Annotated in this window: 11 protein-coding genes; 8 read left to right on the top strand and 3 right to left on the bottom strand. The window is 69.6% G+C overall.

Annotation, left to right across the window (positions count from 1 at the left end; translation table 11 throughout):
• The first annotated feature begins 17 nt into the window (after positions 1-17).
• Together ABZ664_RS07665 and treS are read left to right on the top strand one after the other, a co-directional pair.
• Positions 18-1,676, top strand: a complete 1,659-nt coding sequence (locus ABZ664_RS07665; RefSeq protein WP_362504571.1) for an asparagine synthetase B family protein — start codon at positions 18-20, stop codon at positions 1,674-1,676.
• A gap of 565 nt (positions 1,677-2,241) precedes the next feature.
• The gene (treS, locus tag ABZ664_RS07660; protein WP_362504568.1) at positions 2,242-3,963 is read left to right on the top strand and encodes a maltose alpha-D-glucosyltransferase; all 1,722 of its coding nucleotides are present in this window, start codon (positions 2,242-2,244) and stop codon (positions 3,961-3,963) included.
• A 76-nt stretch (positions 3,964-4,039) separates the two neighbouring features.
• On the opposite strand, the gene ABZ664_RS07655 is transcribed toward treS, so the two are convergent.
• The 3 genes from ABZ664_RS07655 to ABZ664_RS07645 form a co-directional block, all read right to left on the bottom strand.
• Positions 4,040-6,319 (bottom strand): FtsX-like permease family protein, encoded by a 2,280-nt coding sequence (locus ABZ664_RS07655; protein WP_362504565.1) that lies wholly within the window; start codon positions 6,317-6,319, stop codon positions 4,040-4,042.
• Positions 6,320-6,512: 193 nt separating this feature from the next.
• Positions 6,513-7,253 (bottom strand): ABC transporter ATP-binding protein, encoded by a 741-nt coding sequence (locus ABZ664_RS07650; protein ID WP_362505111.1) that lies wholly within the window; start codon positions 7,251-7,253, stop codon positions 6,513-6,515.
• Between the two features lie 17 nt (positions 7,254-7,270).
• Positions 7,271-7,777, bottom strand: a complete 507-nt coding sequence (locus ABZ664_RS07645; RefSeq protein WP_350948533.1) for a PadR family transcriptional regulator — start codon at positions 7,775-7,777, stop codon at positions 7,271-7,273.
• A 128-nt stretch (positions 7,778-7,905) separates the two neighbouring features.
• On the opposite strand from ABZ664_RS07645, the gene ABZ664_RS07640 reads away from it, so the two are divergent.
• The 6 genes from ABZ664_RS07640 (at position 7,906) to ABZ664_RS07615 (ending at position 14,258) form a co-directional block, all read left to right on the top strand.
• Positions 7,906-9,180 (top strand): ABC transporter substrate-binding protein, encoded by a 1,275-nt coding sequence (locus tag ABZ664_RS07640; protein WP_362504561.1) that lies wholly within the window; start codon positions 7,906-7,908, stop codon positions 9,178-9,180.
• A gap of 106 nt (positions 9,181-9,286) precedes the next feature.
• Positions 9,287-10,615 carry an ABC transporter substrate-binding protein gene (locus ABZ664_RS07635; RefSeq protein WP_362504558.1) on the top strand — a complete coding sequence of 443 codons (1,329 nt, stop codon included), beginning with the start codon at positions 9,287-9,289 and terminating at the stop codon, positions 10,613-10,615.
• Between the two features lie 12 nt (positions 10,616-10,627).
• Positions 10,628-12,241: an ABC transporter permease subunit gene (locus tag ABZ664_RS07630; RefSeq protein WP_362504555.1), complete on the top strand. Its 1,614-nt coding sequence runs from the start codon at positions 10,628-10,630 to the stop codon at positions 12,239-12,241.
• The gene (locus ABZ664_RS07625; protein WP_362504552.1) at positions 12,238-13,113 is read left to right on the top strand and encodes a carbohydrate ABC transporter permease; all 876 of its coding nucleotides are present in this window, start codon (positions 12,238-12,240) and stop codon (positions 13,111-13,113) included. The genes ABZ664_RS07630 and ABZ664_RS07625 overlap by 4 nt, the downstream gene beginning before the upstream one ends.
• A gap of 83 nt (positions 13,114-13,196) precedes the next feature.
• The gene (locus ABZ664_RS07620; RefSeq protein ID WP_362504549.1) at positions 13,197-13,874 is read left to right on the top strand and encodes a uracil-DNA glycosylase; all 678 of its coding nucleotides are present in this window, start codon (positions 13,197-13,199) and stop codon (positions 13,872-13,874) included.
• Between the two features lie 36 nt (positions 13,875-13,910).
• Positions 13,911-14,258: a hypothetical protein gene (locus tag ABZ664_RS07615; protein ID WP_362504546.1), complete on the top strand. Its 348-nt coding sequence runs from the start codon at positions 13,911-13,913 to the stop codon at positions 14,256-14,258.
• The last annotated feature ends 146 nt before the right edge of the window (positions 14,259-14,404 follow it).

Genomic DNA, 14,404 nt, shown 5'->3' with positions numbered 1-14,404 from the left:
ACAGAGGAGTCAGCACGGTGCAGTGGCCGACGTTCAATGTGAGGCCGTACGTCTGCGGCGGCATCGGGCACCTCGACGAGGCCGTCCTGGAGAGGTTGCGCGAGGCAGGGCCGCGGGTCAGACCCGCCGTCCAGGCCGGGAACGCGGCCCTGTTCAGTTCCTCCCCGCTGCCCCCGTACCGGCGCGACGAGCGCACCTGGGCCTTCGCCTGGGGCGAGCGCACGCCCGGCGGCGCGGCACCGTGGATCACGGTGGCGGAGACCTACGAGACGCCCGGCCTGATCGACGACGGTGAGCGGATCACGCTGCACACCGGAGGTCTCGGCCTCGTGGACGTCTACTACCTGTCCTACGGCGGGGCCGTCTACTTCTCCTCGCTGCTTGAGCCGCTGCTCTCCCTCGCGCGCACGCCGTACGAGATCAACTGGGACGCCTGGGCCTCGATCATCCAGCTCACCTTCCCACTGCGCGACGACACCCCGTACACGCAGGTGAAGCGGCTCGCGGGGGCGAGCGCGCTCGTCTTCGACCGGGCGTCGGACCGGATCGGCGTCGAGCGGATGCTGCCCCGCTGGCTGCGCGAGGAGCCCTACGAGGCGGGCAGGACCGCCGGGGAGATCCTGGAGATCCTGCACGAGGTCTACAAGGAGTTCGACGGGCGCCCGCTGCTGGTGCCGGTCAGCGGCGGCTACGACTCACGGCTGCTGTGCTCGGTGGCGGTGGCGCGCGGGGCCGACGTGGAGTCGTGGACGACCAGCCCCGACGACGGCACCGACACCGACATCGTCTTCGCCAAGGCGATCACCCGCGAACTGGGCGTGCGTCACAGAGTGATCCCCCAGGACGCCGACGCCTATCCCGACGACGCGCTGGCCGCGGCGCGGCGACTGGAGTTCCTCACCCCGCACCACGCCTGGTACACCCCGTTCGCCCGCGAGGTGCACCGGGCGGGGCGGACCCTCGTCGACGGGCTGGCCGGAGGGCCGCTGCTGAAGAACTTCATGGTCAGCGGGGCCGCGCTCGGTGCCTCCACGCAGGCCGAGCGCAAGGCCGCGCTGCTCGGCTCGCTCGCGCTCGGCTCCCCGTCCGTGCCGTTCCTGTCGGAGGGGGCCGAGGCGTGGATCACCGACAGCGTCGGACACGCCTTCACCCAGTCGACCGCGATGCTCAACGGCCACCGGGCCGAGCTGCCGCTCTCGGTCCTGCACACCAGGACCGCGCGGGGCATCGCCCGCTCCCCGGTCAACCTGGTCGGCCCCGAGGCCTCGTTCGCGGCACCGTTCATCCACCCCGCCTTCTTCGACGCGGCGCTCTCGGTCGGCGTGCACCGCAAGGACCAGGGGCGCTTCTACCGCGAGGTCCTGTACGCGGCCAACCCGCGCGTGGCCGCGCTGCCCTCCACCAACGTGGTCAAGCAGCCGCTCCAGCGGGTCCCGCTCCGCTCGGCCGCCGCGCCCGCCAGGGAGTACGGCCACCTGATGCTCACCCGGGTCGCCGGCGCCGTGCCCTCGCTGCTGTCGGAGCAGCTCCACGCCGTGGTCGCCGAGGGCCCCGACGGGCTGGCGCGGTTCAACGGCTGGAACGACCGTTTCTGGGTGCGCGGTCTGGTGCTGTTCGGCGCCTGGCTCGGCGACTACCAGGACCATCTTCCCGACCTCACCCCGCCCTGGAACTGATCCCCTTTCCCTCCGCACCGGGGCCGGTCTCCGTCCGTCCTGTGCCCGCCCCGGTGTTTCCGGGGCGTCCGGTTCCGTGAGGGTTTCTCCATGCCCTGAGAGTGCCCCGCGAGTGCCCTGAGAGTGCCCCGCGAATGCCCCGGGAATGCCGCGGGGACCCGGTTCGCAACATCCGCGCAAAGGACCGGTCCCCGGCCTCGCGAGAAGATCCGTGTATCGGCCGGATCCCCGGGCATAGGACGAGGTCACCCCCCTGTGGCGTGTCATGTTTCACACAGGAAAACAATGAGCGACGCGACGATTACGCGGCCGTGGCGCGATGCGCGCGAAAATTCCGTGGGGAGGGGGCGATGTACCACGCCAAGAGGGCTTCGGGGGTCTCAGGTGGCTGGTAGTGTTCGGCCCAGAAAGCGCCACAACGGACAGTCCTGAATCACAAATTCGTCCTGTCCGGGGGCATGGAGCCCGTGGGGATGACGGCTCCCGCCGGCGCGGTCACCAAACATCATCAGCCGGAGCATCCGGTGACTTCGTCCTGCCCTTCATCACCGTGAGCGAGAACACGATGAACCCATCCCCCCTCCCCTCCCCTTCCCAGGAGTCCGTGGCCGAGGACTTCGTCTCGGCGGACCCCCAGTGGTACAAGCGCGCGGTCTTCTACGAGGTGCTGGTCCGCGGGTTCAAGGACTCCAACGGCGACGGCACCGGTGACCTGCGCGGACTCATCGAGAAGCTGGACTACGTCGAGTGGCTCGGCGTCGACTGCCTGTGGCTCCTTCCGCTGTACGAATCTCCCCTACGTGACGGCGGATACGACATCTCCGACTACATGAAGATCCTTCCGGACTTCGGGGACCTCGGGGACTTCGTGGAGCTGATCGAGTCGGCGCACCAGCGAGGCCTGCGCATCATCACCGACCTGGTGATGAACCACACCAGCGACAAACACCCCTGGTTCCAGGCGTCCCGGCACGACCCCGAGGGGCCGTACGGCGACTTCTACGTCTGGTCCGACAGCCCGACCGGGTATCCCGACGCGCCGATCATCTTCATCGGTGCCGAGGAGTCCAACTGGACCTACGACCCGGTCCGCAAGCAGTACTACTGGCACCGCTTCTTCCACCACCAGCCGGACCTGAACTACGAGAACCCGGCGGTCCAGGAGGCGATGCTGGAGGTCCTGCGGTTCTGGCTGGACCTGGGCATCGACGGCTTCAGGCTCGACGCGGTGCCCTACCTCTTCGAGCGCGAGGGCACCGACTGCTCGGGCCTGCCGGAGACCCACGCGTACCTGAAGAAGATCCGCGCCGAGGTCGACCGCCTCTACCCGGACCGGGTGCTGCTGGCCGAGGCCAACGGCTGGCCCGAGGACGTGGTCGAGTACTTCGGCGACCCCGCGACCGGCGGCGACGAGTGCCACATGGCCTTCCACTTCCCGCTCATGCCGCGCATCTTCATGGGGGTGCGACGGGGCAGCCGCGAGCCGATCTCCGAGATCATGTCGCGGACCCCGAAGCTCCCCGACAGCGGCCAGTGGGGCATCTTCCTTCGCAACCACGACGAGCTGACGCTCGAGACGGTCACCGAGGAGGAGCGCGACTACATGCACGCCGAGTACGCCAAGGACCCGCGCATGCGGGCCTACCTCGGCATCCGGCGCCGCCTCGCCCCGCTGCTGGAGAACGACCGCGACCAGATCGAGCTGTTCACCGCGCTGCTGCTCTCGCTGCCCGGTTCCCCGGTCATGTACTACGGCGACGAGATCGGCATGGGCGACAACATCTGGCTGGAGGACCGTGACGCGGTCCGCACCCCGATGCAGTGGAGCCCCGACCGCAACGCGGGCTTCTCCACGGCCGACCCCGGACGCCTGTACCTGCCCGTCGTCATGGACCCGATCCACGGATACCAGGCGGTCAACGTGGAGGCGCAGCAGAAGAACCCCGCCTCGCTGCTCCACTTCACCAGGAACATGCTGGCGATCCGCCGCAGCCACCAGGTCTTCGGCACCGGCGTCTACAACGAGCTGTGGTCGAGCAACCCGGCGGTGCTCAGCTTCGTCCGCGAGGACGGCGAGGACCTGATGCTGTGCGTCAACAACCTCTCGAAGTATCCGCAGCCGGTCGAGCTCGACCTGCGCCGCTTCGCGGGCATGATCCCCGTCGAGGCGAGGGGCGGGGTGCGGTTCCCCCCCGTGGGCACCCTGCCGTACCTGCTCACCCTGCCCGGTCACGGTTTCTACTGGTTCTCGCTCAAGAACGCCGACGTCCCCGGCATCGACGGCTGAACCACCCCTTTTTCCGAACGGCCCCGGGACGATCATCGTCCCGGGGCCGTCCCGGGTGAACGCCGACGAGCCGGGGTTATCTCGCGGTGACCGGGACCTGGGCGCGGGCCGCGTACCCTGCCGGGATCAACGTCACCAGCAGGGCGCTCCCCACCGCGACGAGCACCGCGACGGCGAGCGTCAGGGCCGAGGGCGTACGGCCGATGCCCGCGCCGACACCGCTGGTGTGCCCCTGCAGGTCGATCAGCCCGCCGACGAGTGAGGCCCCGGCCACGGTGCCCGCGACCACCCCCAGCACGATCAGCAGGCCGGTCCCGGTGACCAGGGTGGCCGCCACCTGCCGGGGTGTGAGGCCCATGGCCTTGAGCACCGCGAGGTCGAGGGCGTGGTCGCGCAGGCCGAGGGCGCTCGCCGTCAGGAGGTTCGCCAGGCCGAGCAGGGCGAGCACGACGATCAGCGCCACGATCACCACGCGGATGATCGCGAGCCGTTCCGCCGGATTCACCACCCGCTGGACCTCAAGGGCCTCTCCCGAGGCGACCATCAGCCGCGCCCTCACCTCCGCCGGGTCGGCGCCCGGCCTGAGCACCAGACTGTAGAACTGCGGCGGCACCGCGTCCTTGGCCGCGAGGCTGTCGATCCCGAAGGAGAGCACCTCGCCGTCCTGGTCGGGCTCCACCACCCGGCCCACGAGGTGCACGATCAGCGGGGTGCCGCCGACGGTGAGCCGGACCCGGTCCCCGATCTTCACGCCCAGCAGGTCGAGCAGCCCCTGCCCCGCGACGGCCTCCCCTCTGGCGGCGTACATCCGCCCCTCGACGACCGAGAAGGGGTACGGCTCGGCGGAGGTTCCGGCGGCGCGGGCCAGCACGCTCCTGGTCTGCTCGGGCTCCAGCGCGGGCACCTCGGTGCCGGGGTAGACCGCCAGCACCTCCGGGTCGGCCCTCGCGATCCGCATGGCGTCGTCGGCCGAGAGCTTGTCCGGGCGCACCGTGAGCGCCGCCGCCTGGCCGACCCGCTCCGGGTGCCGCAGGAAGTCGTCCAGGGTGGCCCAGCAGCCGAGCCCAATAGTGATCATCATCATCGGGATCGCGACGCCGAAGATGCTCAGGAACGCCGGGACGCGACGGGTGAAGGCGTCCCGGGTGCCCAGGACCAGGGCGGGCGGCAGCCGGATGAGGAGCGCCAGGCGCGCCAGCCGTGACAGGTGCCTCCTGGGCGGCGCGACCGGCGCCGCGGGGATGGGAGGGGTACGGCCGCCCCGCCAGGCGGGCAGTGCCACCGCCACCAGGACCACGGCGGCGGTGCCACCGGTGATGGCGAGCAGCGGGACCGGGGAGAGCGGCAGTATCGGCACCCCGTCCAGGACGAACGAGGCCGCGATCTGCCCGCAGACCAGTCCGAGGACGATGCCGAGCAGCCCGAGCACGCCGTGCTCGGCCATGAGCACGCCGAACACCTGGCCCCGGGTGTAGCCGAGGGACTTGAGGGTGGCGATGTCGCGCGTCTGGCTCAGCACCCGGCCGCCCACCGCGTTGGCGATGGCGAGCGCGGCGGCCACCAGCCCGGTGATTCCGAACAGCGCGAGCAGCAGGCCGAGCAGCCGGTTGTCCAGCTCCATCGAGGCGCGGACCTCACGCCAGGTGGACATCCGCTGGATCTGCTCGTCCAGGAGGGTGACGGCGCCGTGGACGGCGGGCAGCGTGGTCTCCCCGTCGGCCAGACGCAGCCCGGTGACCGACTCGCTGCGGCCCAGCGCGGGCTCGACCCTGGCCAGGACGGGCGCGAGCGTCCAGGCGAGGCCGGGCGTCCACTCGGGGTAGAACCCCTGGTCGGCGGTGTCGGCCAGGCCGACCACGATGAGCGGGTGGGTGGCGCCGTTGAGCGCGGTCACCGGGAAGGCGCCGCCCACCCTCAGGCCGAGCGCCCGGGCGAAGGAGCGCTCGACGACCACGCCGTCGGTGTCGCCGGAGCGCAGCGGGCGCCCCTCGCGGATCAGCGGGGCGGCGACCCGCGGCGGCGTCGCGGACATCTCCCGCAGCGCCACCGGCGACCTTTTGCCGTCCAGCGTGAGGGTGACCGGAGCCGACCGGTAGGGTCCCGCGACCTGGACCACGCCGGGCAGCCTCGACAGCGCGGCCGGGTCGGGGGCGTCCTTGGTGTGTATCCACACGTGCGCGCCCCTGGACTCGGCGAACAGCCCCCGCCACGGGTTGGTGCCGTCCTCCAGGAGGGTCGCGGAGGTGATCAGCGCCGTGACGATCCCGGCGACGGCGAGCAGTGTGAGCAGTGCCTGACCCCTGCGGGCCCTGAGGTCGGCACGGATCCACCTCACGGAGGCGCGGACGGTGCTCACCGCGACGCCTTCCCCGCGATTCGCGATGCCCGTGGGGCCCCCGGAGCCCGCGGGGCCGCCGGACCGGCGAGCCCCGAAGGCACCGGCAGAGGCGAACCCGTGATGCCTCGGCCGATGACGCCGCCGACCTGGAAGAGCCTCGGGAGCACGGGCCGAGGCGAACCCGTGGACGGGGAGGGCGGGAGGCGCACCGTCAGCCTCTCAGCTCGACGACGTCGCCGGCGCTGCCCTTGGGGCGGCGGCGGACCAGCCCGGCGCCCCCGTCGTCGACGACCTGGCCGTCCAGGAGGGAGACCACCCGGTCGGCCAGGCTGGCGACCCTGGCGTCGTGGGTGACCAGGATGATGGCCTGGCCCTCGCGGTGGACCTCGCCGAGCAGGCGCAGGACGTCGCGGGTGTTGCGGCTGTCGAGGTTGCCCGTGGGCTCGTCCGCGAGCAGCAGGCTCGGCTCGTTGGCCAGCGCGCGGGCGAGCGCGACCCGCTGCTGCTCGCCCCCGGCGAGCTGGGAGGGGGCGGCGTCGGCGCGGGCGGTGAGGCCGAGCTCGCCGAGGAGGTATTCGCGGCGGCGGCGGGCCTCGCGCGTGGAGGCCCCCGCCAGCAGCGCGGGCAGCTCGACATTGTCGGCCACGGTCATGTTGGCGACGAGATTGAAGAACTGGAAGACGAAACCGATCCTCCGGCGGCGAAGCAGCGCCCAGGCGCTCTCGCTGAGCGTGTCGGCCCGCTGCCCGTCGAGCCAGATCTCGCCGCTGGTCCTCGTCTCAAGGCCGCCGATCATGTGGACCAGGGTGGACTTGCCCGAGCCGGAGGGGCCCATGACCGCCACGAACTCCCCCGGGCTCACCCGCAGGTCGACCCCGCGCACCGCGGGCACCGGCACCCCGCCGTCCTGGTAGATCTTGACGAGATTGACGGTTTCGACCACGGGAACCACGGGAACCACGGGAGACGTCAACTCAGCTCCTCCTGGCAGCGTTCGAGCCAGTCGAGGTCGGCCTGGAGGTGCAGCATGGCCCCCTCGACCAGCAGGAGCGCGACCTGATTCTCCGGGTCGGTCCGCTCGGCGAGTTCGTTGAGGTCACGCATGAGTCCGAGGTAGTGACGGCGCTGGCGATTGATCATCGCCATTCTGTCGGCGATGCCGGTCATCGGGGCCAGCACGAGCTTCATGAAGAACTCGTCCCGGACCCTGGGGCCCTCGGTGGGCTCGTCCACCCACGTGTCGAGGATCTCGCGGCCGGCGGCCGTCAGGTAGTAGACCTTCTTGTTCGGCCGGTTGGACTGCTCGACGTCCACGGCGCGCACCAGACCGTCCTTCTCCAGACGGCCGAGCGTGACGTAGATCTGCCCGATGTTCGGTGAAGGGTAGGCGCTGCCGAAGATCTGTTCAAGTGCCTGTTTGAGCTCGTAGCCGTGGGCAGGTTCCTTCGCGAGGAGCGCCAGCAGCGTCAGCCGCACGCCCCACCTCCTCGGAGAGCTCGTTACGTGAGCGTTACGGGGTTATCCGTTGACGGTGATGATATCGCTATGCATAACATGCATGCATCTACCTAACACGTATGTAACCAACTGGAAACCGGGAGGTCATGGTGCGCCGACTCATCCCCGTCGCGCTCGCCGTGCTTCTCGTGGCGGGGTTGGCGGGATGTTCGGCGGCCGGCGCCCAGGAGGGTGAGCGGTTCGGCGGGACCGGTCCGTTCACCCTGGTGATCGGACGCCCCGCGACCGCCTACCTGCAGCCGCTGCTCGACCGCTGGAACCAGGCCCACCCCGGGGAGCGGGCGACCCTGCTCGAACTCCCCGAGGCGGCCGACGAGCAGCGGGCGCAGATGGTCGCCAACCTCCAGGCCAAAAGCGACCGATACGACGTGATCGGATTGGACGTGATCTGGACCGCCGAGTTCGCCGAGGCCGGCTGGATCCTGCCGCTGGAGCGCACGATGTTCCCGCTCGACCGGTTCCTGCCGCCGGTCGTCGACACGGCGGTCTACCGGGGCAAGCTCTGGGCGGTTCCGTACACCAGCAACGCCGGCCTCCTCTACTACCGCAGGGACCTGCTGGCCAAGGAGGGCTTCAAGCCGCCGAGGACCTGGGAGGAGTTGCGCGCCCAGGCGCGCGCCCTGCACGACAAGTACGGCATCGGCGGCTACGCGGGGCAGTTCCTGGCCTACGAGGGCCTGACCGTCAACTTCACCGAGGCCGTGCAGTCGGCGGGCGGGCAGATCCTCAGCCTGGACGGCACCAAGGTGACCATGGACGTGGCCAAGGCGAAGGCCGGTCTGGACTTCCTGATGGACGGGTTCCGGGAGGGGTGGATCCCGGAGGAGTCGCTCTCCTACAAGGAGGACGAGGCGCAGCTCGCCTTCGAGGAGGGACGGCTCGCCTTCGCCCGCAACTGGCCGCACGCCTACGGACCGGCCACCACCTCGGCGGTCGCCGGCAAGTTCGGGGTGACCCGGCTGCCCGGTCTCGACGGCCCCGGCACCGGTTCGCTCGGCGGCTACAACCTCGCGGTGAGCGCCTTCTCCAAGCGGCAGAAGTCGGCCACCGAGTTCATCCGCTACTTCACCGGTCTGGAGAACCAGCGGCGGGTGCTCGCCGACGGCTCGTTCCCGCCCGTGTGGGCCGAGCTGTACGACGACCCCGATTTGATCAAGCGTTTTCCCTACCTGCCGGTCCTGAAGCAGAGCATCCTCTCCGCTCGGCCCAGGCCCGCCGGCGCCAACTACAACCAGGTGAGCCTGGTGATCGCCAGCGCGGTCTCCAACGCCCTCACACCGCCTTTCGCGAAGGACGGCGCCAGCAACGACGTCGTCTCCTCCATGAAGGGCCAACTCGAAGAGATAATCCGGGCCCAATGAGGCCGGGGCCAACCCCCGGCAGAAGCCGTCATCCCCATTTCGGCTGCTTGTTCGTCCTACATATCCCCCCATTTCACGCCTCAACGTCTCAGGAGGTTTGTTCAGTATGCGCAAAACCATCGCAGCGGTGACGACGGCGGGACTCGCCCTGGCACTCGCCGCGTGTGGCGGCGGCGAGTCGGCCGCCCCCGCACCGGCCACGAGTGACAGCGCGCCCGCGTCCGCCCCGGCCGCCAAGAACCTCGAAGGGGTGACCGTCGAGGTCGCCGCCAAGTGGACCGGCGCCGAGCAGACCAACTTCGAGCAGGTGCTCAAGGCGTTCGAGGAGAAGACCGGCGCCAAGGTCACCTACGCCTCCACCGGTGAGGACACCGGCGCCTACCTCGGACCGCGCATCGAGGGCGGCAACCCGCCGGACGTCGCGATCCTGCCCCAGCCCGGCCTGGTCCAGCAGTACGCGGACCAGAAGGCGCTCAAGCCACTCACCGCCGAGGTCCAGAAGCAGATCGACGACAACTACACCCCGTACTGGAAGGAGCTCGGCTCCGCCGACGGCCAGGCCTACGGTGTGCTGGTGAAGGCGGCCCACAAGTCGCTCGTCTGGTATCGCGACCAGGCCTTCCAGGACGCCGGTGTGACGCCCCCCGCCACCTGGGACGACCTGATCAAGGCCGCCCAGACGATCGCCGACTCGGGCACCCCGCCGTTCTCCCTCTGCGGCGCCTCCGGCTGGACCCTGACCGACCTGTTCGAGAACGTCTACCTGTCCTCCGCGGGCCCGGAGAACTACACCAAGCTCTCCAAGCACGAGATCCCGTGGACCGACCCCAGCGTGACCACCGCGCTGGAGAAGATCGCGCAGCTCGTCGGCAAGAAGGAGTTCCTGCTCGGCGGCTCCGCCGGTGCCCTGCAGACCGACTTCCCGACCTGCGTGACCCAGGTCTACGGCCAGGACAAGTCGGCGATGGTCATCGAGGCGGACTTCGTGGGCGTCACGGCCGAGCAGTCGGGCGCGAAGCTCGGCGAGGAGGCCAAGTACTTCCCGTTCCCGAAGGTCGGCGAGACCGAGCCGGTCGTGCTGGGCGGTGACATCGCGGTGGCGCTGAAGGAGTCCGAGGGCTCGATGGCGCTGCTGGAGTTCCTCGCCTCCAAGGAGGGCGGCGAGGTCTGGGCGAAGCTTCCCGGCTACCTCTCTCCCAACCGCAACGTCTCGCCCGACAACTACCCGGACGACATGACCAAGAAGCTCGCCGAGACGATCATCGCCGCCGGTGACACGGTCCGCTATGACATGTCCGACCTCGCGCCCAGCGCCTTCGGTGGCACCGACGGCAAGGCCCTGTGGAAGTACCTGCAGGACTTCGTGCGCACCCCCTCGGACATCAAGGGCATCCAGGACAAGCTTGAGGCCGAGGCCAAGAAGGCCTGGAAGTAGGGGAGTAAGGCCGTGACCGATCGGTTAGACGGCCCGCAGGGTTCGCGTGGCGGCGACGACGCCGCCCGCGGTCCCTCCTCCGGACCTGACGACACCCAGCGGCCGGCGCGGGGCGCCGGCTCCCCCCACACCCCTGACACCACCCCGTCCGGCGGCGAGCCCTCGAAGACCCCCGAGACCCCGCAGCCCTTGGAAAAGACGGACGGCGGGGACGGCCACCCGGCGCTCGCCGATGTCAGGTCGGACGACCCGGCCGCACCGGCCGCCGAGCCGGAACTCGCCACGGCGGGGGCGGCCGCACCGACGGCCACGCCCGCGAAGGTGCCCGCCGGGGCCTCCCGGCTGGGGCCGCCGCCGAGGCTGGCGATCTGGTTCCTGCTGCCGGGCGCGCTCGTACTCGGCGTGATGGTGATCTACCCGATCATCTACTCGATCTTCCGTAGTCTCTACGACGCCAGCGGCAGCACCTTCGTCGGGGCCGAGAACTACGCGACGATCTTCAGCGACTCCTCCACCCTGACCACGATCAGGAACAACCTGATCTGGGTCGCGGTGGCTCCCGCCCTGGTCACCGTGATCGGCCTCGTCTTCGCGGTGCTGACCGAGCGGATCCGCTGGGCGACCGCGTTCAAGCTGGTCGTGTTCATGCCGATGGCCGTCTCCCTGATGGCCTCCGGCGTCATCTTCCGCCTCGTCTACGAGCAGGCCCCCGACCGGGGGGTGGCCAACGCGGTGATCACCTCGGTGACCGGTCTCTTCGGCTCGAGCAACGGCTACCCGGACGCCCGCCCCAGGGAGAACGACCAGTCCCCCGTCACCGCGGAACAGGGCGGCGGAGTGGTCACCAAGCAGCCCGCGCAGCCGGGGCAGGCCGTGCTCCTGCCGCTCGTGGGCGTGAAGCCCGACACCCTCGCCTCGGCCTCGACGGCGAAGGCGGTCCAGCCGGGTCCCGGCGAACTGGCGGGGACCGTCTGGGTCGACTTCACCCAGGGCGGCGGCGGCGCGGCCAACGAGGTGGACGGCACCGAGAAGGCCCTGGCCGGGATGACGGTCGAGGCGGTGCAGAACGGCGCCGTCAAGGCCACCGCCACCAGCGGGGCCGACGGCACCTTCCGCTTCACCGGGCTCGCTCCGGGTGACTACCAGGTGCGACTGCCGCAGTCGAACTTCGAGGCGGCGTTCGGCGGGATCCCCTGGCTGGGCCCGACACTGATCACTCCGGCGATCATCGGCGCGTTCGTCTGGGTGTGGGCCGGGTTCGCGATGGTGCTGATCGCGGCAGGGCTCGCGGCCATCCCGCGCGACGCGCTGGAGGCGGCCCGTATCGACGGGGCCACCGAGTGGCAGGTGTTCCGCAAGATCACCGTTCCGCTGCTCTCCCCGGTACTGCTCGTCGTGTTCGTCACGATGATCATTAATACCCTGAAGGTCTTCGACCTGGTCTTCGTCATCGCACCGGGATCGGTGCAGCCGCAGGCCAATGTGATCGCGCTGGAGATGTGGCGAGTCTCGTTCGGCGGAGGCAGCAACCAGGGGCTGGGCAGCGCGCTCGCCATCTTCCTGCTGCTCCTCGTCCTTCCCTTCATGATTCTCAACATCCGCCGGTTCAGGAGGGACAACCAGTGACGACCTCCACCCTTGGCACCCCACCTCGCGGCGTCCTCAGCAGGATCGTGGACCGGCTGGGCAACGGCCTGGTCCAGGCGGTACTGGTACTGATCGGCCTGTTCTGGCTGGTTCCCACCCTGGGCCTGTTCGTGGTCTCGATCCGTGAAGAGGCGGCCAACAACTCCAGCGGCTGGTGGACGATCCTCACCAAGCCGGCCGAGTTGACCCTTGAGAACTACTCCAACCTGCTCGCCACCGGGTTCACCGCGTCGTTCTGGAACACCGTGTTCATCACGGTGCCCTCGACCGTCCTGGTGATCGGCATCGCCGCCATGGCGGCGTACGCGTTCGCCTGGATGGAGTTTCCCGGCAGGGACGCGCTCTTCCTGGTGGTGGTCGGCCTGCTGGTGGTGCCGACCCAGATCGCGCTGATCCCGATCGCGAAACTGTACGGCTCGACCGGGATCTTCGGTTCCATCGCGAGCGTGGTGCTCTTCCACGTCGCCTTCGGCCTCCCCTTCGCCATCTTCCTGCTCAGAAACTTCTTCGCGGGCATCTCACGCTCGCTGCTCGAGGCGGCGCGGATGGACGGCGCCGGGGAATGGAAGATCTTCTCGACCGTGGTGTTCCCGCTGGCCAAACCGGCGGTCGCCTCGCTCGGCATCTTCCAGTTCCTCTGGGTCTGGAACGACCTGCTCGTCTCGCTGGTCTTCGCCAACACCGAGAACCAGCCGATGACCAAGGCCCTACAGTCCCAAATGCGGCAATTCGGGACCAACGTGGACATTCTTGCGCCAGGTGCTTTCCTGTCGCTGATTATCCCGTTGATCCTCTTTTTCGCCTTCCAGCGGTATTTCGTCCAGGGGATGATGGCTGGCTCGGTGAAATAGTTAACAGGGGCAGGCCCGGTGCGGCACGCGCTGATTCCCAGCGCGCGCCGTACCGGGCCTAAAACCTCGATAGGGTCCTGCACATGGCCGCACGTCCCTTGAACGAAGTCGTGGAAGCCGGGTGGGCCGAGGCCCTCGAACCCGTCGCCGAGAAGATCGCCGAGATGGGCGAGTTCCTCCGGAGGGAGGTGGCGGAAGGCAGGCAGTACCTCCCCTCGGGCGCCAACGTGCTCCGAGCCTTCCAACAGCCGTTTGACCAGGTCAAGGTGCTGATCGTGGGCCAGGATCCGTACCCCACGCCGGGTCACCCGATCGGCCTGAGCTTCTCCGTCGCCGCGGACGTGCGCCCGATCCCGGGCAGCCTGCGCAACATCTACAAGGAGCTCACCGAGGACCTCGGGCTGCCGATGCCGAGCAACGGCGACCTCACCCCCTGGACCGAGCAGGGCGTGCTCCTGCTCAACAGGGTGCTCACCGTCATGCCGGGCAAGCCCGCCTCACACCGGGGCAAGGGCTGGGAGGAGGTGACCGAGCAGGCCATCAAGGCCCTCGTCGCCCGCGACAAGCCGATGGTGGCGATCCTGTGGGGACGCGACGCCCGCAACCTGCGCCCGATGCTCGGCTCCGTCCCGGCCATCGAGTCGGCGCACCCCAGTCCCCTGTCGGCCCGCAGCGGCTTCTTCGGCTCCCGTCCGTTCAGCAGGACGAACGAGCTTCTCGAGCAGCAGGGCACGACCCCCGTGGAGTGGAAACTCCCTTAGGCTGGTCCACCCCACCCAGGCACTAGGATTCACACTATGAGTGATGTATCGGGCACCGAACGCTACCTGCGTCTGACCGTTGAGCTGACCGTGGAGGTGCAGGACATCGCCGCCCTGCAGGCCGCCGCGCTGAAGGAGATCAGCCACCCTGACGCCGACCTGGACGACGACGAGCGCAAGGAGCAGGCGGAGCTGGTCTCGGCCGACGACACCGGCGCCACCGCGCTGCAGTGGCTGATCGAGCCGGACCACGTCCTTGGGCTGATCGAGCACGTCGACCAGATCGAGCCCCGCGAGGCCGTGCTGGGCGTCGAGCCCTCCGACGGCCCCTCCGACGAGGACGAGGACGACGACGGCCACGACCATGCCGGCCACGACCACTGAGACCGCGAGACTGAGCACGCGGCACTGAGATACGACCCCGCCACCCCGGCGGCGGGCCATGGTCGGCAGTAGTCCTGCCAACACCGCACCTATCGCGATGATCCCGAGCTTCTGTAGTCTGGCACGTCCCCCACGCGCCGAACGGC

The sequence above is a fragment of the Streptosporangium sp. NPDC006930 genome (genome assembly GCF_040635605.1).
Classification (GTDB): Bacteria; Actinomycetota; Actinomycetes; order Streptosporangiales; family Streptosporangiaceae; genus Streptosporangium.
Note: the sequence above shows the minus strand (reverse complement) of the source record. Positions and strands in the feature narration are given on the sequence as shown.